General features: G+C 46.9%; 16 protein-coding genes and 1 pseudogene. 11 read left to right on the forward strand and 6 right to left on the reverse strand.

The window, feature by feature from the left end; genetic code table 11:
* Positions 1 to 78: 78 nt before the first annotated feature.
* Both ACJJIO_RS19385 and ACJJIO_RS19390 read left to right on the forward strand, forming a co-directional pair.
* Entirely contained in the window at positions 79 to 699 is a 621-nt protein-coding gene (locus ACJJIO_RS19385) for an RNA polymerase factor sigma-70 (RefSeq protein WP_252081768.1), read from the forward strand.
* Positions 700 to 703: 4 nt separating this feature from the next.
* Positions 704 to 898 (forward strand): zf-HC2 domain-containing protein, encoded by a 195-nt coding sequence (locus tag ACJJIO_RS19390; protein ID WP_444886313.1) that lies wholly within the window; start codon positions 704 to 706, stop codon positions 896 to 898.
* A 70-nt stretch (positions 899 to 968) separates the two neighbouring features.
* Here the strand turns inward: ACJJIO_RS19390 and ACJJIO_RS19395 are convergent, their stop codons facing one another.
* Positions 969 to 1,484, reverse strand: coding sequence for a hypothetical protein (locus ACJJIO_RS19395; RefSeq protein ID WP_252081766.1), 516 nt, complete (start codon positions 1,482 to 1,484; stop codon positions 969 to 971).
* Positions 1,481 to 2,485, reverse strand: coding sequence for a DUF2092 domain-containing protein (locus ACJJIO_RS19400; RefSeq protein WP_444909506.1), 1,005 nt, complete (start codon positions 2,483 to 2,485; stop codon positions 1,481 to 1,483). Before ACJJIO_RS19400 ends, ACJJIO_RS19395 begins: the two co-directional genes overlap by 4 nt.
* Before the next feature lie 217 nt (positions 2,486 to 2,702).
* Between ACJJIO_RS19400 and ACJJIO_RS19405 the strand changes: the two genes are divergently transcribed.
* The 5 genes from ACJJIO_RS19405 to ACJJIO_RS19425 all read left to right on the forward strand — a co-directional run bounded on the left by ACJJIO_RS19405 (position 2,703) and on the right by ACJJIO_RS19425 (position 9,602).
* Positions 2,703 to 3,098 carry a hypothetical protein gene (locus ACJJIO_RS19405; RefSeq protein WP_444900651.1) on the forward strand — a complete coding sequence of 132 codons (396 nt, stop codon included), beginning with the start codon at positions 2,703 to 2,705 and terminating at the stop codon, positions 3,096 to 3,098.
* A gap of 76 nt (positions 3,099 to 3,174) precedes the next feature.
* Entirely contained in the window at positions 3,175 to 4,506 is a 1,332-nt protein-coding gene (locus ACJJIO_RS19410) for a TolC family protein (RefSeq protein WP_444909507.1), read from the forward strand.
* A gap of 14 nt (positions 4,507 to 4,520) precedes the next feature.
* Positions 4,521 to 5,774 carry an efflux RND transporter periplasmic adaptor subunit gene (locus ACJJIO_RS19415; RefSeq protein ID WP_444909508.1) on the forward strand — a complete coding sequence of 418 codons (1,254 nt, stop codon included), beginning with the start codon at positions 4,521 to 4,523 and terminating at the stop codon, positions 5,772 to 5,774.
* Positions 5,775 to 5,787: 13 nt separating this feature from the next.
* Entirely contained in the window at positions 5,788 to 8,934 is a 3,147-nt protein-coding gene (locus tag ACJJIO_RS19420; protein ID WP_444909509.1) for an efflux RND transporter permease subunit, read from the forward strand.
* Between the two features lie 227 nt (positions 8,935 to 9,161).
* The gene (locus ACJJIO_RS19425) at positions 9,162 to 9,602 is read left to right on the forward strand and encodes a hypothetical protein (RefSeq protein ID WP_444909510.1); all 441 of its coding nucleotides are present in this window, start codon (positions 9,162 to 9,164) and stop codon (positions 9,600 to 9,602) included.
* 690 nt (positions 9,603 to 10,292) lie between these two features.
* Here ACJJIO_RS19425 and ACJJIO_RS19430 read toward each other — a convergent pair.
* Positions 10,293 to 11,444: pseudogene (locus ACJJIO_RS19430) on the reverse strand (IS30 family transposase).
* A gap of 281 nt (positions 11,445 to 11,725) precedes the next feature.
* Here ACJJIO_RS19430 and ACJJIO_RS19435 point away from each other — a divergent pair.
* Positions 11,726 to 12,532 carry a matrixin family metalloprotease gene (locus ACJJIO_RS19435; protein WP_444909511.1) on the forward strand — a complete coding sequence of 269 codons (807 nt, stop codon included), beginning with the start codon at positions 11,726 to 11,728 and terminating at the stop codon, positions 12,530 to 12,532.
* Between the two features lie 702 nt (positions 12,533 to 13,234).
* Here ACJJIO_RS19435 and ACJJIO_RS19440 read toward each other — a convergent pair.
* Both ACJJIO_RS19440 and ACJJIO_RS19445 read right to left on the reverse strand, forming a co-directional pair.
* Positions 13,235 to 13,786 (reverse strand): serine protease external chaperone, encoded by a 552-nt coding sequence (locus ACJJIO_RS19440; RefSeq protein ID WP_444909512.1) that lies wholly within the window; start codon positions 13,784 to 13,786, stop codon positions 13,235 to 13,237.
* Positions 13,787 to 13,799: 13 nt separating this feature from the next.
* Positions 13,800 to 16,421, reverse strand: a complete 2,622-nt coding sequence (locus ACJJIO_RS19445; RefSeq protein ID WP_444909513.1) for a S8 family serine peptidase — start codon at positions 16,419 to 16,421, stop codon at positions 13,800 to 13,802.
* 1,307 nt (positions 16,422 to 17,728) lie between these two features.
* On the opposite strand from ACJJIO_RS19445, the gene ACJJIO_RS19450 reads away from it, so the two are divergent.
* Positions 17,729 to 19,039, forward strand: coding sequence for a hypothetical protein (locus tag ACJJIO_RS19450; protein ID WP_444909514.1), 1,311 nt, complete (start codon positions 17,729 to 17,731; stop codon positions 19,037 to 19,039).
* 155 nt (positions 19,040 to 19,194) lie between these two features.
* Entirely contained in the window at positions 19,195 to 19,968 is a 774-nt protein-coding gene (locus ACJJIO_RS19455; protein ID WP_444904875.1) for a penicillin-binding transpeptidase domain-containing protein, read from the forward strand.
* 83 nt (positions 19,969 to 20,051) lie between these two features.
* Here ACJJIO_RS19455 and ACJJIO_RS19460 read toward each other — a convergent pair whose 3' ends face one another.
* Complete coding sequence (locus tag ACJJIO_RS19460; protein ID WP_444909515.1) at positions 20,052 to 21,941, reverse strand: potassium transporter Kup; 1,890 nt, start codon at positions 21,939 to 21,941, stop codon at positions 20,052 to 20,054.
* A 445-nt stretch (positions 21,942 to 22,386) separates the two neighbouring features.
* Here ACJJIO_RS19460 and ACJJIO_RS19465 point away from each other — a divergent pair, with 445 nt between their 5' ends.
* On the forward strand, positions 22,387 to 24,027 hold the full coding sequence (locus tag ACJJIO_RS19465; RefSeq protein WP_252081750.1) for an acetolactate synthase large subunit: 1,641 nt from the start codon (positions 22,387 to 22,389) through the stop codon (positions 24,025 to 24,027).
* The last annotated feature ends 33 nt before the right edge of the window (positions 24,028 to 24,060 follow it).

Genomic DNA, 24,060 nt, shown 5'->3' on the forward strand with positions numbered 1-24,060 from the left:
GGTGAGCTGGCTGTTAGATAATTCTCGCTTTTTAGTTAATATCGCCGGTCTCCGCTTCGATTTTATGAGGGAACGTAGTTGAGCGATTACCTTGCCCCTGATGCTTCGCCTGAACCAAGAGTTGAGGAATCCTTGCAGAACCCCCAGTTTCTGGTGGATCTGCGCCAGCAGATGCTTCGTTTTGCCAGCTTGCAGTTGCAGGATGCCCAATTGGCTGAAGATGCTGTGCAAGAGGCCCTTATGGGAGCCCTGAAAAACTCCCGCAGCTTTACCGGGCGATCGGCCCTGAAAACCTGGGTGTTTGCCATCTTGAAGAATAAAATTGCCGACATTTTGCGACAACGGCAGCGCTTTGTTGATGCAGACCAGCTGGTGCGTGGCGATCGCGAGGAGCACGATCACGACGAGTTATTTGATCAAACCGGCCACTGGAGAAAGGATGAGCGACCAAAGAAATGGGCAGACCCCGAGTCGGCCATTCACGACAAGCATTTTTGGCGAATCTTCGATGCATGCCTCAATCATCTGCCTTCCCGTCAGGCGCAAATATTTATGATGCGAGAATTCATTGAGCTGGAGAGCCACGAGATCTGTGCCGCAGCAGAGATTTCGGTGAGCAACTTAAATGTGACACTGCACCGGGCGCGCCTGCGATTACGTGAATGCCTGGAAGATAACTGGTTTGGCGTGGAGGGCTGAGTCAATGAAATCGTGCCGGGAAGCTACGCGGTTGATGTCGGAGTCCCAGGAGCGCAGGCTGCACTTGCGAGAGCAGGCCAGCCTTAAGCTGCATTTGGCAATGTGCGCCCCATGTAGAAACTTTGGCAAACAGCTCAGCATCCTCCGTGGTATCAGTAAATCCTATGCCGAGGGTGGGCCGGAAAGAACAGAGGACTAACTTTCCTATAAGTCTCCCAGCGCCATAAACCCAACAGGGAGTTTCAGTTAGGCGCTGGAAGAATTTCAAGCTATCGCCGCGGCCGCCGTGGTGCTCCTACATGCCGATAGGCGATATGCCCTGCCACGAAATGGGGTTGATACCAATAAGACCCACATCGCTCATAGGTCACATTACCGACCGTCACACTGACACAGCTTGGAGGTAGTGTGTAGAGCCAGCCACCAACACCCACGGCAGTAACCCCCCAATATCTAGGGCCTGGATAGGGCCAGTGTCGAGGGCGCCAGGGTGGAGGGTAAGGAGGGTGACGGTGGTGCCCCGGGCGAATAGGGTGAAATGGTGGATGGTTTGGGAACCTGCGCTCAAAGTCCCCCCGTGCAAATTCGCCGTGGAAGCCTCCTCCGGGTCCTGGGCGAACCGCATTGAAGTGTCCACCCACATTAAAATGCGCGCCGCGCCCACCAAAATGCTCGCGCGCCTCCACCTGAGAGCTGAACACTGCGGCGAGCAGAGTTCCGGAGAGTAATAGTGGTGCCGCCCATAGTGACAAGGCTCGCGACTTACGATGCTTAGCATGGATCATTGTGGCGCCTCCTGCTTGTTTGGCTCAGCCTTTTTAAACGGGATTTGTTTGTGCTTCCCGGTAGCTGGAGTGAACTCTTTTGCCGCTTCTGGTTTGGTCTTCATCCATTTAAGTGTCGCGATAAAGCGCGGCTTGGCTGGATCGCGGGTATTAACGGTGGATATGCGAAGTGGTAGGGGCTTATCACCAACCTGGATCCAGATCTCCCAGTCCAGGTTTTCCGAACGGAAAGCCCAGTGCTTGGTACGTTGCCCGTTAACTTTGGGAGAGTTAACCAGAAAGCCCTCCTTGATCCCTGCCCAGGCGTCCGGTTTGCGCCCCCATTCCAGAAGGTCTGCAAAAGGTACTTCAATGCCGTATTCCTTTGCTGCCTTGGAGAGTACTTGGGAGGTGGGTTGAGAGGCCTCCATTTCTGCAAAATAACCATTGCGCGGGGCAATCATGGTGAACTTGCCACCATTGTGAATAAAGTTCCGAGTAATTGAATCAGTAGTCATATCCACGCGCAGTTTATCTGGTGGCATTGCCATGTATCTGACTTTGCCCCCGATCAATAACTTTTGCTCATTCTCAAGTACTACATCGGCAAAAATTCTGGCTTTGAACATCAGCATCTTCATGCTCGCCAGGTATTTTCCCATTGCCTTCAGTGCCTCCATGGCTTTGGGATCAATAGCTTCACCATTTTGGTCAACTCCCGCCAAGGACTGAGCGCTTTGCCCTTGTCCAGATGAGGTATCTGGTGGTGAAGAGGGTTGACCTTGACCGGTTGTGTCTCCCGGTGGCGCAGGGGGTTGGCCCTGACCGGTAGTATTGTCACTAGGAGCTGGGGGTTGGCCCTGCGGTGGATTGTTTGAGCCCCCCTGCTGGTCCTGGGTCGGCGGACTACCTGGCTGAGGCGGCGGGGGAGTGGGCTGTGCAACTACGGCCGGAATTAAGGCTATTGACACAGCAAGAAGCATTGCTCTGGTGTGGCAGCCAAGTGGATGAGGGGCAAGCATATACAGATACCTCCCGGTACAAACTCAAGTTAATGGCATCAAAATCAGTGTAGAGGAGTTGAGGGTGACCAAATGGACAGGGGGCTCACTTTGCTGACTAGGGCTTCTATTTCTCAAAGCCGTTGGCGGTGCGCAAATTCTGAGAGGGTTTTCTGTTTGAGCTATCCTGACATGTTTGCTAGAGTCCAGAATAAGATTTTGTGGTCCCCTTGTTCATATGAACCTAGTTAGGCTGTCTTTTTTATTGATCGCACTGCTGGTCTTCCAGACCGCAGGGGCTTTCTATGACAGTCATGAAGAACTGCAGGATGTAACCGAGCATCTACTTCCCCACCATCTGGACCAATCTGATCTCAATAGTGAATTCACTTCGCCGGAACTTGGCGAGGTGGTTCAAGTTTCGCTCCCTGTCGATGAGCCCGCGCAACAGTCACCACTTCTCGACTTTTGTAATCACTGTTGCCACTGCCATGGCAGTACCGTTGCCGGACTGCTCGGACAGTCATTCCAACCCTTTCTCTGGGGTACCATTTCTTATCGTGAAGTGATTAATGTCGCGGTACCCAGCGGTTACTTCTCTCCCTTACTGCGCCCACCTATAACCCAAGTCTGATTGATCTATTACTGCGTGAGTTAAGAGAGTCGCAAGACCCAACTCACGTATATGGGATGTGATTTGGGAGATATCCATGGATTTGTTTCACACGCTCATTGCGAGTGTGATTCGTCGCCTTGCCGCCTGGCTATTGGCGATGGCGATATTGTGTTTGCCTGTGCAACCTGTATTTGCACAGGAGGGGGACTTGCTAACACTACCGGATGCGATAGGGCTTACGCTTGCGCAGAATCCGGAGCTTGCAGTTTTTCCATTACAGAAAAGGGGTTTTGATGGTGCCGGGCAGACTGCGGCACTAAAGCCGGAGATGGAGCTGGGTGTTGAGGCCGAGTACAAGCACTTCAATGAAGGTGACTCGGACAATACTCCAGATCCAGAGGACGATGCCGACAATGAGTTTGAGCTGACGGTAACTCTTTCTTCAGTCGTGGAGATGGGCAATAAACGCCAGGCTCGTATAGATGTTGTCAATGCGCAGCGCGACCTGTTAATCGCCGATGAACAGGCTAAGGCTTTGGATCTGTTGGCGGAAGTGATCCGCCGCTATACCCAGGTCTTGGCCGCCCAAGAGCTGGTGGTTTTGGCGGAAGAGAAAGTCGCGCTGGCACGTGAGGCTTTGAGCGCTGTAAGCGCGCGGGTCAGTGCTGCGGCCAGCCCCGTCTCAGAGCGTATGCGTGCGGAGTCTTCTCTGGCAAAAGCGATCCTCGCACAACAGACCGATCAGAGCATGCTGGTGTACTACAAGCATGCGCTCTCGGCACTCTGGGGGCAGCCAGCCCAAAATTATCGCGTGGACTCCGCTGAGCTTTATCGCTTTGATCCGGGTGCAAGTTTTGAGGCGCTTTATGAAAGAGCCCAGGCAAACCCTGCGATAGCACGATTTGCTTCTGAAGAGCGTTTGCAAGCCTCCCGGCTACGCCTGACCCAGGCGAATTCCAGACCGGATGTTGGATGGTATGCAGGTCTTCGTGTGAATCCGGCAGTTAATGAAACTGCAGTCCAAGCGGGTTTCAGCGTCCCCCTATTTACCGCCAAACGTAATCGCGGTGCTGAACTAACCGCAATGACAGAGCTGGATGAAGTCATGCTGCGTCGTGAGGCAGCACTTTTGCAGCTCTACCCACAGCTTTTTCTCGCAGTGACCAGCCGCGAACAGGCCCTGGGTACTGTCTCCACCTTGCAAGACTCTGTAATCCCCAAGCTGCGCCAGGCTTTAACTGAAGTGGATCGCGCTTACCGCCGGGGTAGGGATTCCTATGTAGACCTGATTTCTGCCCGGGATGAATTGTTGAGTGCCGAGCGAGCCCGCATTGAAGCGGCGCGATCCGTACTTCTTTTCGGCGCAGAAATTGAACAGCTGACCGCCGGACCCTTGGGGCCCATGAGCGTCGATAGCAGTAAATAATTTTGGATTGAAATATGAGTGAGTCAACTAAAGCGAATCAGCTGGCGATACTGTTCCTTTCCCTGTTTCTCTTGGGGAATTGGTTGGTGCCCCAAAGCTATGCAAGTGGTGATCATAGTGATAGCCATGATGAGCACGGCGAGCATGAGGTAGAGAAAGGCCCAAATGGAGGCCGTTTATTGGAAAAGGGTGATCTGTCAGTTGAACTGCTTATTTATGAGCGAGGCATTCAGCCGGAATTTCGCGCTTGGATTTCTCGGGGAGATAAGCCTCAGGAAAATGCTCGCCTTGCCGTAGAGTTAAAGAGACTCGGTGGGAAAGTGGATCGTATCCTATTTACCTGGGAGCAACGCAACGGGTATTACCGCGGTGAAGGTGCTGTAGGGGAACCGCATTCTTTCGATGTTACTGTTTCTGTTCTTCATAACGGGGAGCGAGCAGAATGGAGTTACGAATCCCATGAAGGCCGTGTACAAATCTCTGAGGAAATGGCAATAAAAGCCGGTATTGAAACTGCTGTTGCTGGCTCCGGCACAATAAAAGAGAGTGTCACTCTATACGGTAAAACAGCCGTTGATCACCGCAGCCTTAGCCATGTGCGCGCACGCTACCCGGGAACTCTGGTCACTATCGAAAAAGCACTGGGTGATTTGGTAGAAAAAGGGGAAAAACTCGCTACGATTGAATCCAATGACAGCCTGCAAACTTACCCGCTGGTTGCGCCTATTAGCGGCCAGATAATCGATAAACAAGCCAGCCGTGGTGAGTTTAGTGGTGAGCGAGTCCTGTTTACTATCGCCAATTACAATCAATTGTGGGCTGAACTACAGGTATTTCCCACTCGCCGTGGTCAGATCAGTCGCGGCCAAAAAGTGTCCATTACAGCTGGAGAGAGAACTTTCGATTCAACCATTACTAGCCTCGCTCCCGGCGGTAATGGCCAACCCTTCGCGATTGCAAGAGCGGTAATTGAGAATCCTAACGATCTTTGGACAACCGATTTAATGGTTCAGGGCCAAGTGGTAACCAGTGAAAGTCCTGTACCTCTCGTGGTGGAAAATCGGGCTCTGCAGCCATTTCGCAATTGGACAGTGGTATTTGTCAAGGTAGGCGAAGCCTACGAAATTCGCCCGCTCAAGCTTGGGCGTACCGATGGCAAAGTGACGGAAGTGCTGAGTGGTCTCAATGCGGGGGATCGCTATGTCACTGAGAACAGCTATCTGATCAAAGCGGATATCGAAAAATCCGGCGCTGCACATAACCACTAATTGAGGCCAGAAGATGATTGAAGGCATCCTGCGCTTCTCAATTGAGCGGCGTTTTTTCGTGCTGTCCCTGATCTTTGTATTGGTGGGGCTGGGGATTTGGAGTTACCAGAAACTACCGATTGATGCGGTCCCCGATATTACCAATGTCCAGGTACAGATTAATACTGAGGCCCCCGGATACTCGCCATTAGAAGCTGAGCAACGGATTACCTACCCGGTGGAGGCAGCTCTTGCCGGTCTCCCCAACTTGGAATACACCCGTTCGATTTCCCGCTATGGGCTATCCCAGGTCACTGTGGTTTTTAAGGAGGGGACTGATCTCTATTTTGCCCGTAATTTAATTAACAGTCGCCTCGGTGCCATAAAGAGCAATTTACCCCCGGAGCTGGAGCCCGAGATGGGGCCTATTGCCACCGGTCTTGGTGAGATCTTTATGTACACAGTGGAGGCAAACCCCGGCGCTACCCAGCCGAACGGGCAGCCCTACGATGCCACGGCACTGCGGGAAATTCAGGATTGGATTATCAAGCCGCAATTGTCTTTGGTGCCCGGTGTTACAGAAGTGAATACCATTGGTGGCTACAACAAACAGTATCACGTTACTCCCAATCCTCGGCAGATGCTCAACTTTGGTCTCTCCATGGAAGATATCGCCGAAGCCCTGCGTCGGAATAACGAGAGTCGAGGTGCCGGCTACCTGGAGAATAATGGTCGTCAATTATTAGTGCGCTCACCAGGCCAGTTACAAGGTATCGCCGAAATTGAAGATGTAGTGATTACCAGTCGCAGTGGGGCGCCGGTTAAAGTTTCGGACGTGGCTGAAGTGGCTATCGGCAAGGAGCTGCGTACCGGCGCTGCCACGCGTGATGGTGTAGAAACGGTACTGGGTACCGCCATGATGCTTGTGGGGGAGAACTCCCGAGAGGTAGCCCGCAATGTTGCGGTTGCCTTGGAGGGAGTAAAGTCTACGGTGCCGGAGGGTATTAAGGTAGAAGCGGTTTACGACCGCACCACTCTGGTAGATAAAGCTATTGCTACGGTACAGAAAAACCTTATCGAGGGGGCATTACTGGTTGTTGTAGTGCTATTCCTGTTACTGGGGAATATTCGAGCGGCTTTTATCACCGCAGCAGTAATTCCGCTTTCTATGCTTGCCACAATTTTCGGTATGGTGCAAACCGGTGTTTCCGCAAACTTGATGAGCCTTGGCGCTCTAGACTTCGGATTGATTGTCGATGGGGCGGTTATTATTGTCGAGAATGCCATTCGCAGACTTGCCGAAGCCCAGGGCCGTAAAGGTGGTAAGTTGCCCTTGCAAGAGCGATTGGAACTGGTTTTTCAAGCCACTAACGAAGTTATTCGCCCAAGCTTGTTTGGTGTGTTGATTATCACGGTGGTGTATATACCATTGTTCACCTTAACCGGTGTGGAAGGCAAGATGTTCCACCCCATGGCTGCTACTGTAGTAATGGCTTTGCTGGCTGCGCTGGTACTTTCACTGACAGTTGTACCCGCAGCGGTTGCTGTTTTCCTCACAGGCAAAATCAGTGAGAAAGAAAACAAGCTGATCGTTGCTACCAAATCTCTTTATAAGCCACTGCTAATCGCTGCGATGAAAGTGCGCTGGCTGGTACTTTCCGGGGCTCTTGCACTGGTACTTTTTTGTAGCTGGCTTGCAACCACCCTGGGCTCGGAATTTATTCCTCAATTGAATGAGGGAGATATCGCCCTACACGCCTTGCGGATTCCCGGCACCGGTTTGGAGCAATCGGTCGAGATGCAGCGCTTGTTGGAACAGCGAATTAAAGAATTTCCCCAGGTAGACAAAGTATTCGCAAAGATAGGCACGCCAGAAGTGGCCACAGACCCAATGCCCCCCAATGTGGCCGATAATTTTGTGATCCTAAAACCCCGGAGCCAGTGGCCAAATCCGAAACTACCTCAAGAGCAACTGGTAGCAGAGATTGAAGAAGCTGTGCGTCAGTTGCCAGGTAACAACTACGAATTTACTCAGCCAATTCAGATGCGCTTTAACGAACTGATTTCCGGGGTGCGTGCAGATCTGGGCATCAAAGTATTCGGCGATGATCTGGATCAGCTGGTGGTCTCCGCTAATGAAATCCTCGGTGTGCTCAATGGTATTGAAGGGGTTGCCGATGCGAGGGTAGAGCAGGTAGAGGGACTGCCGGTTCTCTCTGTTGTTCCCAAGCGTATCGCACTTGCCCGCTACGGTATTGATCTGAAAACACTGCAGGATTTGGTATCCACCGCGATTGGTGGGGAGGAGGCCGGATTGATTTACGAAGGAGACCGTCGTTTCCAATTGGTAGTCCGCCTGCCGGAGGAGCTACGTCGTGATTACGAAAGTCTCGGTGATTTACCTGTGCCGTTACCCGCCGGTAGTCCACTGGGTAGCTATGTGCCATTGTCTGAAGTCGCCAGTTTGGAGATGACGCCAGCTCCAAATCAAATAAGCCGTGAAAATGGCAAGCGACGTGTGGTGGTAACAGCCAACGTACGCGACCGTGATCTGGGTTCTTTTGTGGAAGAGGCGAGGGCGAGTATCAAGCAGCAGGTATCCCTGCCAGCAGGATATTGGCTTGCCTATGGGGGTACCTTCGAACAGCTGGAATCCGCAAGTACCCGCTTGTCAATCGTAGTGCCGCTAACGTTGCTTATCATTCTCGGCTTACTGGTAATGGCTTTTGGATCGTTTAAGGATGCCCTGATTATCTTTACCGGAGTCCCCTTGGCGTTGACTGGGGGTGTCCTGGCTCTATGGATGCGTGGTATGCCACTGTCGATCTCTGCAGGAGTTGGCTTCATCGCCCTATCAGGTGTGGCAGTCTTAAATGGCCTGGTAATGCTCTCTTTTATCCGTCAATTACGCCAGCAAGGAGGCGGGCTTTTCACTTCAATTATCGATGGCGCCATGACCCGTCTGCGTCCGGTGTTGATGACTGCATTGGTGGCCAGCCTCGGCTTTGTGCCTATGGCTTTGAATGTAGGTACAGGAGCTGAAGTGCAAAGACCCCTAGCCACGGTAGTGATTGGGGGAATTATTTCTTCGACATTGTTGACGTTATTTGTATTGCCACTGCTTTATCGGATTGTACATGGCAGAGAGGAGGCTAATAGGGACACAAGGATAGCCGAATAAACTGATTAGCTTACTCATACTACCTCAGGGAGTTAGAGTTAGTATGAGTAGGGCTCCTATTGCAGACCATACGATAGCTGACAAATATACCAATATTCTGTCTGGTTTAAACATACTGGGGCTACGATTCTTTGAATCGTAAGTGGTTTTTTAGTAGCCATAGTTTTCAACGTAATTTACTTTGCATCTGAAATTTTGAGTGTCCAAACAAAGTTGGGGATTTCAAAATGACTGAAAGTTACTGGAGATTTAAACCGTTTGTAGGGGTGTTTTTGGGCGCTGCTTGGTTCACATCCCTGGTCCTTGGTCTTAAATTTTGGGAGATGACACACACAGCAACATTATTTCCAAGCTTACCTAGAGCAATGCAATTTGCTCTAGTCTTGTCTTTAACTGGAGTAATAATATTTGTATTAGCAGAGCTCATCGTTTTAAGATTTCAAATTAATCAGAATAAATGTTTTCAGCACCTCGAAAGGTGCTGGACTCTATACTTGCTCGCTATATTAATTTTTACTTACTTTGTGGCTCATTTGTCGAATTCTAATGAGCATGTAGAGGCTCCTCTAATAGCATTAGCTGCCGCACTCATGTTGTTATTCTTGGGTATTTGTATTGATATAGTGATGTTCAATCTATATAGGTGGGTGGCACTAATTAAGAATTAAAAAATAAAGCGTCTCTAGTCATCAAGTCATTTATTTGGCGATATTCTCATGATGCCACTTGTTCCCATTATATCAATTTATCAAACGATGGCTTTGCCAAGGGGGATCAAAAGCAAAGAGTAGGTAAAGAAGTGAGATAAAATTGAACGAGTGATTCAGGTTCAAGCTACTGGAGCGCCTTTGCTGGTTTGTTGGGTTTCTTCTACTACGTTATGCTTTCTTATAGAAATCTACTTTATCCGTGAATCTTGAATGATATTTTTGAGAAGTTAACGAAATACCTGAACAGATTTTTGGAGGTTTCACTTTCTGGACCACTGTGCTGGGCTTAGTTCTCTTGTTGGCGAAGGCCATTATGATTATTGAGCCCAGGCAGTATCACTTTGCACTGTTTTTAGGTGGTCACTAGAAAATTGCTATGTCCAGTTTTAACTTGAGTATTTCTTACCTTTCATGGATGGATAAAACTCCTGCTGAGCTCAGTCTTAAGATCACATAACCATGTGATCTTCTGTCCGATCCTTAAAGTGCAGTATCAGGTGTCGTCGGACGTATATCTTGCCTACCAGGCGCAGCTGAAGTCTATTGATACGGTCGGGGCTATCATTTTTGCCAATTATAATAATCTTGAAGGCGTCTACATCAATAAGAAGCAGACTACCGACAAAGCTAAAGAAAGTCTTTGTAGGTTCAACCTGTCAAGGCAACACCCTGTTTAATAACCTGCTTTGGTGTCGCAAAGTTCAGTATTTTTCTTGGCCTGCTATTAAGCTCGTTAGCAACTTGATTGAGTTTCCTCTGAGTATGCTGCGCCAAGCATGTCTTTTTTGGAAAGTACTAACGGATTAAGCTGTTGGTATTCTCATTCGTTCCCCTTTGCCAGGGGCTCTGAGGATCGCAGAAGAAGACAGGAACACCTGTCTTTTCCGTAAATTCAGCGTGCTTCGCCAGCTCCATTCCTCGGTCCCACGTCAGTGATTGGCAAAGCTCTTTTGGCAGTTTTTTAAACTTAGCAACAAGCGCCTGGTTCACAGAAGTCGCATCTTTCCCTTTCAATTTAAGAATGATCGTATACCGCGATTTTCGATCAACAAGCGTGGCAATATGAGTGTTGTTTGAACCTGACACTAAGTCACCCTCCCAATGACCTGAAACACATCGTTCTTGTATCTCCTGAGGACGCTCCCTTATCGATGTACCGTTGACGATGTTGATAGTACCGCGCTCGCCTTTACGTGAATGTTGTTTGCTGTGACGAAGACTGTGAGACCGACGCAAATGCTTTACTAGCTTATGATGAAGTGCTGTACGCACACGGAAGTATAGTGTTTTATAGATAGTCTCTGCTGATATCTTCATTGATTCATCAGCCTGATATGTCTTCCGTAACCAACCCGATATCTGCTCTGGTGACCAGTTCAACTCTAATTTTTCCAAAACAAGCTTCTTTAGCCTCGGGTTTTGCTCCAGCAAATACGGCTTGGGACGCCTTGCCATCCGGTTTGCACGGTTGTTTGCGTCTACTGCTTTATAGTATCGTCGCCCCCGATTTCTCTGAATCTCACGCGAGATTGTGGATGGATTCCGATTCAAGGAGCGAGCGATTGCTCGAATACTTTGTTTTGCAGAAAGACCCGCACGTATTTCCTCGCGTTCGGCTAATGTGAGGTGTTGAGGAGGTGGCTTTCTGGGTATTGGTTTAATTCCGCCAGTATCTCTCAAAACAGTAAAAATGGTTCCTGGCTTAGAATCTATGGCATTGGCAATTTCACTAAAGCCAATGCCCTTTTTCCAAGCGTCGAAAATCCACTCTTTTTCTTCTGCTGTAAATATGCGCTTCATTCAATGATCCCCCGATAAGCCATATTCCTACAGGGGTGTTGCACTGATCAATTGAATCTACATTCGCCACTTTATCCATGACTTTGGAGTAGAGACTGTGGATGCCCACTCGGATGGGACTTGGTTAAGCAATGAGAATAGTGCTATGGCATAGATTATGAGGTTCTAATATTGTTTCGAAAGGATTCTGCTGCGAGAAACCACCTATATCCCCGCGTTTTACTAAACATGTATTATCGTTTTAGTTATGTTTCTTTATTGTTTTATATTGGTGGATTACAGTGTCATCAGACAATAGCAGCTATTCAAATGAAACACTCCATCTGGAACTTAAGTCAAAAAAAGAATGTGATTCTTGCGTCGAGCCTATAGTTCATAAGTATGGTGAGAATAAGATTTGTGTCACTGATAAAGTGGGATTTCCTGCCTTAGAAAATAGATCCCCACTGGATTTAGTATTACACAGTGGAGAGGGGTACATCCCCCTTTGGGGGGAAGATGTAACTCTTAGGTGGAAATTTGATGAAGAGTCTTTGCGGTATTTTAAAAACCCAGACGAAGTAAAAAACTATATTCGGGCTCTACTTGGGGAGGCCTTGTTAAAGTGGGGGGATGCTTCTCCGGTCAAATTTAATGAGAACCTAAATGTTTGGGACTTTAAAATTAGAGTAGAGCCTGTAGAAAGTTGTAGTGTGGTAGGCTGTACATTAGCGCGTGCCTTTTTTCCTAATTCGGGGCGTAATGAATTGGTGCTCTTTCCCACAATGTTTGAACAAAGTCGGAAAGAGCAGGTTGATACTATGATTCACGAGCTGGGCCATATATTTGGATTAAGGCATTTCTTTGCTGATTTGAAAGAGAAAGCTTGGCCCAGTGTGATCTATGGTGTGCATAAGCCGTTTTCCATTATGAATTATGGCGAAAAAAGTGAGCTCACCGAAGCTGATAAGAATGACTTGAAAACTCTTTATGATTTAGCTTGGTCTAAACAGTTGACCGAAATTGATGGGGCGAAAATTAGATTTGTTAAACCATATCATGAGGCTATTGAGCAGGCATCTGTTTTCGTTGAGGTTTCAATTGTGTAAACTCTAAAGTGCTCTAGAATGGATGGGCTAGTGAAGTGTAGTGGTCAACTGTAGCAGTTCAGACTTGATCTGATAGTTGCCGGTTTTTTCAAAAGGTGCTTTGTCAGGTCATATTCAGTTTACGAGTTTTTCCTTCCAGATCTTTTCACCAAGGTCAATGCGATCATTATCGTAATATACGAGCCATTTTCCCAGATCCTTTTTTAGATCTTTAATTAATCCATAGAACTTTCGACGCAGTGAGGGCTGCTGAAGCCCCTGCAAAATAGTTTTATGGGAGCGTTTACAGATAGCGTTCGTTTGTAGGCGCTTGACTGTTGGCTTGGTAAGCTCTATCTCGTTGATGCTCAAGTTCAACTGATAATCAAGCTGCTTCAACTTGCCACAATATTCAGTTCCGCAGTAAGGGTACACAGTACCGGTAGGTCATGGATGGCATAAAATACTTATACATGGCCTTCCAGAAAAGTCTCTCGCGGTCATTGGTGTTTGGTGCTATACGGCTCGCAGTGGGTTACCCTTGCAAAGGTATCGACAGTTGGGCGATAGGGAGTGCTGGAAAAGCTAGTGGCCAGAATTCATAGTCCAAATCTTGTTGGTTAAATCCGGGCGTTGCTCGCCATCTGCAATTGAAAAGGCATCACTTATTAGCGATGCCTTTTGCTTTTATAAGATAAAACTCACTTCTATAGGTTGTTTTATCTATTGTGCTTTATGCATAGTTTCAGTGACTTCGACTCGACTTTCAATTGTCAGGCCAGACTGTTTTATTGCATTGAAAGCTTCTAACAAATCATTGCCTTCTTTAATTTTCAAGATGGCAATATCAGTACCAGGAAATACCGACAATACTTTCATGCCGGTAGCTTCAGCTACTTCAGATGCAGTAACATTTTTACTTAATAAAATTGTTACGTTTCCAGTTAGAGTTGTTAATTCTTTCGTTATTGTGTTTCGTACTATTGTACCTTTACCGACAATATCTTTTACAGAGTCGTCACCAATATTCACTATAGCTACTTCACCTTTTCTTGCAACAATATGTTCAGGTGCAGCAATCGATGATGGGACACTTTTCAGTGATCGCTCAACTTTAAAGATACCAAACTCAGCAGAACTTGTTCTTGCTGCAGGTAAAGTTCTTGGCTGTTTGGTAATAATGTCTTTCTTATCCATGCTGTCAACAGCGTTAGCTTGAGCCATACCTGATAAACATACTGCAGCAGTTAAGATCATTAATTTGTTAAACTTCATTGTATTATCCTTCTTATTGAGCAGCACGACCGAACGCTCTTAATGATACACCCTCTAGAACACTCTCTACGGGGTTGTTTATCATGCCTGTTGGCTTCTCTTCTGTCTCTTCATTTACAAGAATAACGAGACCATCTGTGTCACTGAATTCTAAGTTAGTATCACCGGTATCTAGTGCCTTGATGGTCCAAGTTCCCTTGGCATTTTCACCATAAAACGCATTAGATAGGAATACGGCACCATCTAAGATATAACCCATGCTATATCCATTTGCAGAACTCCAAGAAGCATCCAATAATGCCTGCTTAGAGGAGAGTAAAACGCTCCTAGTACCTGAAGGAGAGACTACTTCAAGCGCCAGGTCGTTACCTGCAGAAGAGAGTAGATTATCATTTATGAAAGAGCCCATATCATCATTGCGGATATCAAACTCGAATTGCATAGCTTCAATAATGATATCTTCAGTTACTTCGATTTGTTGGGTCACACCAGCTGCACTGTTGTCTGGAATAGTTATCTCCATGGCAACTTCACCAGCTGTTGAGCCTAGACCTTTCCATTCGGTGATAATTTGCTCACCAAGAGTTTCTGAGTAGTCCAAAGCCATAGCTACAGCTGCACCGGCATCAACACGACCAAAGCCGTATAGGTTATTAAAGTTATAACCTGCCGCATTTTTAACCCAGCCGTCATGGGCAGAGAAAGAGCCACCAGGGAGTGTGAGCTTAACTTTTTCGTTTTCAGCGTCAATCAAAGTACTTGTTGAAGCCAAAATATGTCGAACGTCACGCCAGGTTAGTTCTGGGTTTGCGGATAAGATTAGAGACACAACACCTGATGCATTCGGTGCAGCGGAAGATGTTCCATTGAACGTTGAAGTATAGTTACAATTCACATTTTCCGGGTGACCTGGGTAGTTGAACGGGAATTGGCTAGCTGCAAAGTCTTCGCCATAGGCACCGCCCCAAGCGCTGATTGTTCCACCATTGAAGCCAGAATAACCATTGATGCAGGTCATTTGGTCTGTGGTTACCATTGCCGGTGCCCAACGACCATATTCACCCGCAGGAGCCGACACCATTGTGCTCGCGCCAGCTGTTGAGTAACTGGTATGTTTGCCATTTGCGTTCACCGCAGCAACACTCAAGTAGTATGGGTGGGCCTGACTAGGCTCAAACGCTGCGCTGTAACAAGTAAGGCCTAAATCCTTAGCGCCATTATCTTTACAGAAACTCCCTTCACGGCCGCCGCTTCTAAAAGAATTACCATTAGACTTAATGTTCAAAGCACCTTTGCCGCTTCGAAGCATAAGGTTAGGGTAAGACTCAATAGCTTCATCTAAAGCAGAGTACCCAATAAAACCTGGCCAGGTAATTCCGTAGCTGCGATTAAAAGCTGAGATTTTCTCATCTGTAGAAATTCCACTCCCAGGGAACCCGTGAATTAACAGCTCTGTTTGTTCTATTGTAGGCTGGCCTAACAGAGTCATACCGATAAGCCCGGTATCTGGGGCCACACCGCGGCTGCCTATATTGTTCCAGCCTTTAGCTGCAATCAAACCAGCGACACTGGTACCATGGTCACCGCTATTAGAAAGGTTCGTTGGATCAGTTCTATCAGTTGCTGATTCGAACAAGTTGAGAGAGCGATTTACTAGCACATTATCTATTAAATCTTCATGGTGAATTTCCAACCCCTCATCTACAACAACAGCTGTCACGCCTTCACCAGTTACTCCTTGAGCGTAAGCCGCGGCAACATTCATATCTTCACCAGCAACTAGCTCTTCGGCTTCACTTTCCAAAAGTGCTTCGGCAGCTTCTGCGGGAGTGTAAAATCCAGCATCGACCATTCCTTGAGCCATCTGCTCACTTATGGCATAAGATTTTTGGCCTGTATTGCGAAGGTGCCATTGCTGATAAGCTAGTGGGTCGTTTGCAACATTCACAAACTCAATTTTTGCAGATGTTGATGCATCATTTGCTGTTACGGAATAAGTAATTGAGACATCCTGGCCTGATATTGAAGTATATTCAAATTGGTTGCCCTCTAACTTTAGCTCACCATGACTAAAGGTATAAATAGAAACGTCATCTACTTTATTAATAGCTACATCATTCTCAGAGATACTATATGCTAAAGCATCGCCATCTTCATCGCTGCCCAGCAGCTCACCAGATATAGGTACCCACTGCTTTGCTCCATCTATAGTAACAGTGTCCGCCGTTGGAGGAATATCAGCAATGATTTCAATTTCCGCAGAAGCTGAAGCACCATTTGCTGTTACGGTATAAGTAATAGAGGCGTCTTGTCCTGAAATTGAAGTGTATTCAAACTGATTGCCGTTTACTGTTAACTCACCATGGCTGAACGCATAAACATCATCAGTTAAATTAATAGCTTTATCGTTTTCTGAAAAACTATAAGTTAAGGTGTCGCCATCAGGGTCGCTGCCCAGTAGTTCTCCAGATACTGGAATTCCTTGCTTAACACCGCTGATAGTCACATCGCTAGCAATAGGCGGTTTATCAGTGGGAGCAGGATCAGAAGATGAGCTACTATTACTATCACAGCCTGTTAATGTTAATAGAACAGCTGCTGAAATTACAGAAAGTCGAAACATCTTTTTATTCATTAAAATTCCCCATTGTCCCTATTTTAAGTAGTTATCGGGTTCTGGCATTATAAACCACCTAGTAGATATTTAGCCAACTAGATTAGGTTAACTTTATTCTGCATAAGATCTGACAAAAGGTATTATTGTGACATTCCATTACATTTAGGTTATTTAGTGTGCAATTAACATAGGAAGGAGGTAAATGACTTAAGCTAATCCAGTACTCATTGAGTTACTCAGGCTGCTGGGTACATTTTATGTGTGAAGCGATTGGGGGGAGTAAAATAAATTGGTTTGTGAATTTGAAGGTTACACCAGTATCCACAGCGGAAAGGGATATGCTTTCATGAGCTAGTATGATATTTAAAGTGAGCTGAAAGATTAAAAGCCCCTTTAAATATTACTTTACATGACCAACTTTCAAATAGGTTCAAAAGTAATTCAAGGTTTGAAGTTGACACTTCAAATTATAGTGCCAAGAAATTTTGAGAGGCTTTTGATCTTAATATGGCAGCAATTAGGGCTAGGAAAAGAGTAAAATAAAAAAACTTTTATCGGTAGTTTTAAGGGCTTGGAATAATAACATATAAAAATAATAATTTTTTTGAGATGAAGCCAGCCTTAGCTAATTTACCTTGGGATGGGTTTTTATCTAAATATTGCACAGTATGAAAGGCAGGTGTTCTGGGGGAAGCTTGACAGTTGATTTTCTATGCAAATTGAGTGGCATTGTCGTTTCATGGTCTCTAAAGGAAGAAGTTTGTAAACATTAATTAAATGAAGGTGTTTTCGACTGTTATATTTTGGCTGGTTTGAAGTGCGTTCTATATGGATATTTCTTTCTAGTGCCTTTCTTATTCTGTTTTATACATAAAGCCTTGCTAATAAAGTTGCGGTGTTGACTTAAGTGTTGCTGGCTTCTCGACTTTGTGCCAATGTGAGGGATTTGGAATGCAGTGCTAAGGGAGGTTTCTAGAATGGCTGCGCCAATGGTTTTACATGGTTGGGAGGGGGCTTATTTTAATGGCTACTTTGCTCAAGTGAAAACCATGTACACAAGTAGTAAAGTGTGACGTCTATTTCTAGTGCATCAAACAATATAAAATACTTAATTTCCGAGTTGCAGATGTCCTGTAAAAACAGCCTTTTTATAGGAGTGCTTCCTGTGGGATGGAGATAGCCTAATAAGTTGCCTTTTTATCAGGGCCATGGTTCTATTAATTTGAGTTAGAGAAGTTGTGACTGTTAAATAAAAAACTCATGTGAGGTCTCTGGCATATTTTTGCTGCCATTCCAGAATAAAATCAAATAAAAAGGAAGTAGTTTTGAATAAGATAGTATTTGTGGTGTTGCTGATTGTATGGAGTGTAAAGGTTTTTGCATCAGATCCCAATGTAGATCAAGCCAGGGCCTCTTTACAGGTTGTCAAAGAGCTAACACCCTGGCCTTGGGAGGAGCCTGTTACTCCAATACTCGATGATTATTTGGCCGCTGAGTTTGACCAGTATCAGGGGTGGGCTAAATCACTTTATATGGTTGATGAATTGAAAATGCACAAGTGGGGTCAGTCTATCACTGAGTTTACCGTGCTCGCCGAACTTTTATATACCTTTCAGCCGGAAGATTACCAAGAAGAGAACAGGTTAACTTTTGAAGCCGCTATTGCGGATTTAGATATGTTCCGGATGGAGCTTAATGAATTCCTGTATCCCTATGTGCCTAGCTATAACCTCAAGCATCAGAATTTGGTACGGCATTTTGACGGTGAGGGCATTGTCATTGGGGTGTTTGATTTGTTTGATCCTGTTCGTTTACAGGAACAGCGTGAGCGGCACCCTAATATCGAAGCCGAAGTTCAATTTGGTGATCCCATCACCTTCCTGCATGGCAATACCGTTATTGATATTATCCTCGATATTGCGCCCAAGGCTACTATTGTACCCATAAGTACTGAAAGCAAAACGTACAATGAAGCCATGGCTTACATGCGTAACCGAGATGATATTGATGTAATTAATATGAGTCGGGCTTTTCATATCACCAATGATCAGCTGGATCCGGAGTTCTCGGAGCATCTATCCCATATTTTGCAATCCAAAATATTTACCAAGTCAATTGGGAATACAGGTACTGACTTGGAAGGTGAGAATACGGATGTTCGCAAGCGTCTAGGCCTTCCTCCGCTGGGAAGTTTTTTTACCTATGACCTGGATCTGATTAAGGCCTTTTTACAGCAAAATCAAGGTGCTCCAGGCAGTCAAAACTTGATGTTTGCGATCAATTTGCAGCCATTCTCCAACGAAGTCTCTTTAACTGCCACGGTTCCTGGTTATAACCCCTTGGCGATCAAGCGGAGCTTTGCTATCTCGGGAGATGCAGTTTACTCAGTTTCAAGCCATAACTTTGAATCCGGTAGCTCTTTTGCCGCACCACAGTTGGCGGCTATCAGCGCGTTGCTATTGGATGCAGCGGATCATTATGGGTACTCCAGCGGTGAGGCTGTGCCATTGGTAGCGCAGTCGCTTCAGGGTACGGCAAGGCGATCCCACTTAGGTGCCAATAATACCGGATTGGGCCTTGTTGATGCCCACAAGGCATTAGCAAAGCTAATTCAATCGAGTCGAAGGGTAGAATAGGTCTTTGCGCAGTTTTTGATGCCGGTAACAGCTACCTGTGCAACCTCCGTGTCGGAGTATTCTTGAAATGAAGGCAGGTGAGAATGCGGCAGGATCGTTTATGATTGCTACCCTGATCAGATATTTTATTAACGAGTACCTCTGGGAAGTTTAAATTGAAAGCAATCGTATTATTATTTCTGCTCTTTAGTAGTCTCGCCTGGTCTTCCGAAGATATCGAATGTGGCAAATCATGCACATTTGTACTGAAAAATCACAAAGAGGCCACTTACTCAATCATCAATGAAAAGAGAGCCGATGTAAGGCTCACACCGTTCTCAACCTTTAAGGTGCCTAACACTCTGATTGCATTAGACGCTGGATTGGTCCGCAGCCTTGTACAGGAATTAACCTATGACCACTTGAAGTATCCGGCTCAGCGATGGTGGCCCAGTATTTGGTACGACAAGCCGCTACCCATCCGGGCGGCTTTTCAAAATTCTGCAGTGCCTATTTATCGGCAATTAGCCTCTCAAATAGGCAGGAAGAGAATGAGCCAATATTTGATTCAGTTCGAATATGGCAATAGGGATATCTCCTCTGGGTTGGATAAATTTTGGCTAAATGGGAGCCTGAAGATATCGGCCAAGGAGCAGGTGAATTTCTTGCAAAAGCTATTTTCTGGAGCTCTGCCTATTTCTGATGACTCTCTCTCTTTATTCAAAGAAGTTATGTTGGTAGAGGAGACAGACTCGTACAAGCTCTATGCAAAAACGGGCGGTGGACAGATTAATGATGAATTTGCCTTGGGTTGGTATGTTGGCGTAGTGGAAACTGGCAACAATATGTATTTTTTTGCAGTTAATATAGATGGTAAGAGTTTTGCCGAAGTACAGCAGAGAAGGATTCAGTTTGCCCGACAACACTTGTCACGGCTTGGAGTGATTTAGATTCCCGCTTTATAAATAAGTTAATGATTTCCCATTACTGGCAAACAGTGGTGCCACTTGGTATTACTGCTTTATCGTTTCAATTAAATTCGGATTTTTTCGCCCATTACTATCACACGGCTCATAGGAATACGGTAATACTCTACAGCGCTACTCACATTGCGGAACATAACCGCAAACAACCGCTCTCGCCATAAGAACATACGGCTATCCTCCTGCTTGGTTGGGGTGATGGTTTGTCTTGTTAAAAAATATGAAGCTTTATTGGGGTCGATATCCAGCTCTTTCTTAAGGCGTAGCCGCTTTAAAACCTTCCAAATATCCGGCTGCTCTATGTAGCCATAGCGTAAAAGTAAGTAGTGGCAGTTTTCACGGATTTCGCTGAGGATATACCTGTTGCCAGGCATTACCCGTGGAGCATTCACAAATGATACAGTAATGAACAGTAAGTTTTCGTGTAATACTTTATTGTGCTTCAGGTTATAGATCAGTGCGTGGGGAGTGGATAGCTGTCTGGAGGTAAGGAATACTGCAGTTCCAGGGACTCTTATAGGGTTTTTCTTCAGCAGGGCGGTTAGATAAGGCTCCAGTTTGAATTCTTGCCGCTGAAGTTGCAGTGCTAAGGCTTCCCTGCCATCTCTCCAGGTGAACATTGAGATACAGGCTATGGCACCTAAACCGAGAGGAAACCAGCCACCATGACTAATTTTTAGCAAGCTGGAGGAGAAAAAGGCGAGATCTATGAAGATAAAGAAGGCCGCCACTGATAGACAAAGAAGTAAGTGACATTTTAATTGAATGCGGTATACAACCGCGGCCAGGCAAGTACTTATCAACATGGCGCCGCTTACGGAAACACCGTAGGCAGCTGCTAAATTGGTGGATGAGCCGAAACCCACTACCGCTCCTATCACTAAAAACATAAGCAGCCTGTTAACACCAGGCATAAATATCTGCCCCTCAAGATGAGCTGAGGTATGACGAAGGGTAAGGCGGGGTAAAAGCCCTAGCTGCATTGCTTGTTTGGCCAAGGAGAAGCTGCCGGTAATACAGGCTTGAGAGGCAATAACTGTGGCGGCGGTGGCAAGTATGATTACCGGGTAAAGCCCCCAACTGGGAAACATGCGGTAGAAGGGATTGTCGACTGCATGGGGATGGCCCATCAACAGTGCACCTTGTCCCATGTAGTTCAGAAAAAGAGCGGGAAAAACCAATCCCAACCATGCCATTCTGATTGGGCTGCGGCCGAAGTGACCCATATCGGTGTAAAGTGCCTCAGCTCCGGTAAAAACCAGAAGAACAGCGCCTAATACCAAGAATGAGCTAAAACCATGACTGGTGAGGAATCTCAGGGCATGTTCAGGGTTGATCGCATGGAGAATCTGAGGGTTGTTGATGATGCTGGATACTCCAGCCACCAAAAGTGTGAGAAACCAGAGAGCAGTGATGGGTCCAAATAGTGTTCCCACGGTAGAGGTACCGTAGCGCTGAACTGAGAATAGGCAAATTAAGACTCCAATGGAGATAGGTACGACTAGAGATTGGTGTGTCTGATTTCCAACCTCAAGCCCCTCTATAGCCGAGAGTACAGAGATCGCTGGGGTAATAATGGCATCCCCAAAGAAAAGTGCGGCGCCAAGTATACCGGCGGTAACTACAAACCATTGGAGGTATTTTCGCCCTTCTGTGGCATCCATTGCCAGCGTCATCAGTGCCATGATGCCGCCTTCCCCACGATTATCCAGCCGCATTATCAATGTCACATATTTGATTGTCACGATCAGTATCAGGGCCCAGAAGATCGTTGAAACGCCACCGAGTATATTGGCCTCAGTTAAAGGAATATTGAGCCTCGAGTGGAAGATCAATTTAACCGCGTACAGGGGGCTGGTGCCTATGTCTCCGAAAACAACGCCGAGCGCCGCCAGCGATAGAAACCATTTTCCCTTGTGAGTCTTCTCTTTGCTTTTCATAAGAGGCTGCTATCAAAAGGCGGCCGAGCTTTCTCGATCTGCTGGCATTAGAGTCGATTGTGGGGCTGTTGTGGCTGGCTGATTCGGGATTGGCAATATCAATTTATTGCTTTCACTCTTGTGGTCCATGGGGTCCGCCTATCCAGATCCAGTTCTCCGTTGAAAGATATTAGCAAGCCGCTGGCATGGGCAAATTTGCCTTGCAAAGTAGTCTTCCAAACTGGACTAATAGGAAAAGTGGAGTTTCCGGCCTCCGAAGGAGTCATCCTGTGCTAAAACTCAGAGGGGTTTTGCATCCGTACGTGCAAAATATTGACTCTGCCCAATGGGTGTGGGGAATGCTGGATCAGGTTTTAGGCTAGCAAGTAAAAAAGCAAAGAAAGAAGCGTCGAATACCCCATTTCCGGCCAAATCATGAGTGATTACAACGACGAGAGACGCTCCTATGAAAGCATCCGATCTATTTGTGCGCGCCCTGGAAGCCGAGGGGGTTGAGTATGTTTTTGGTATTCCCGGCGAAGAAAACCTGGATATGCTGGAGTCTTTGCGGGGCTCCAAAATACAGTTAATCCTTACTCGTCACGAGCAGGCCGCTGGTTTTATGGCGGCCACTTATGGCCGCCTTACCGGTAAATCGGGTGTGTGTTTGGCAACCCTAGGGCCGGGTGCCACTAATCTGGTTACCGCGGCTGCTTATGCTCAGTTGGGAGGGATGCCTATGGTGATGATTACTGGGCAGAAACCTATTAAGAGTTCCAAGCAGGGACAATTTCAAATTATTAATATCGTCGACATGATGCGGCCCCTTACCAAGTACACAAAAACGATTGTGGGAGGGGATTATGTGCCGGCGTATGTGCGCGAAGCCTTTCGTCTCTCAGAGGAAGAGCGGCCAGGGGCTACGCACTTGGAGTTTCCTGAGGATATCGCCCGGGAGCATTCCGCCATGCCGGTGCTCGACATCAGCTATCAGCGCCGTCCCATTGCTGAAGAAAAAGCCATTCGTAAGGCGGCTGAGGCTATCGCCAGCTCTCGCAAGCCTCTACTGCTGATCGGCGCCGGCGCGAACAGAAAGCTGACGTCGAAGATGCTGAGAAAATTTGTGGAAAAGCTGGGAATCCCCGCAATTACCACGCAGATGGGTAAGGGAGTGATCGATGAATCGGGGCCGCACTTTATTGGCAATACGGCCTTATCCGATGGTGACTTTATTCATCGCACTATTGAGCAGGCAGATCTGATCATTAACGTAGGTCACGATGTTGTAGAGAAGCCCCCGTTCTTTATGCGCCCTGGTGGGCCAGAAGTGGTACATATTAACTTCAATGCGGCCCAGGTAGACCCGGTGTATTTCCCGCAGATAGAAGTGATCGGTGATATCGCCAACAGCCTATGGCAGCTGCAGGAACACCTGGAGCCGCAAGAGCACTGGAGTTTTAGCGATGCGCACCGCATCCGTGCTGCCTTGCAGAAGCATATTGAGGAGGGTTCGAGCGCAGATACTTTCCCCATCAGACCCCAGCGACTAGTAAGGGATGTGCGTGAGGTGATGCCAGAGAAGGGCGTGATAGCCCTTGATAATGGCATGTTCAAGATCTGGTTTGCCCGCAATTATCCCGCTTACTTTCCGAATACCGTACTTTTGGATAATGCGCTGGCCACTATGGGAGCTGGTTTGCCATCGGCCATGGCGGCCAAGCTGGTTTGTCCCGATCGCCGGGTGGTGGCTATCTGTGGGGACGGGGGTTTTATGATGAACTCCCAAGAAATAGAAACCGCTGTTCGCCTGAAGCTGGACTTAATTGTGTTGATTTTGCGCGATGATGCCTATGGCATGATCAAATGGAAGCAGTCCATGATGGGGCTTAAGAATTTTGGTCTCGATTTTACCAATCCTGATTTTGTGGCTTATGCGAAATCTTATGGTGCCGAAGGGCATCGTATACAGGCAACAGATGAATTGAAACCGATGATTGAGAAGTGCTGCCGGGAGGGTGGGGTACATTTGATAGAGGTTCCAATGGACTACAGCCATAACGATCGAATACTGAATCACGAAATTAAGGACTTGGCGAGCAAGCTATAGCTTGAGGTAGCAACGCGAGTTCACGGTATTTCT

The sequence above is a fragment of the Microbulbifer mixtoriginis (SeqCode) genome (assembly GCF_052467235.1).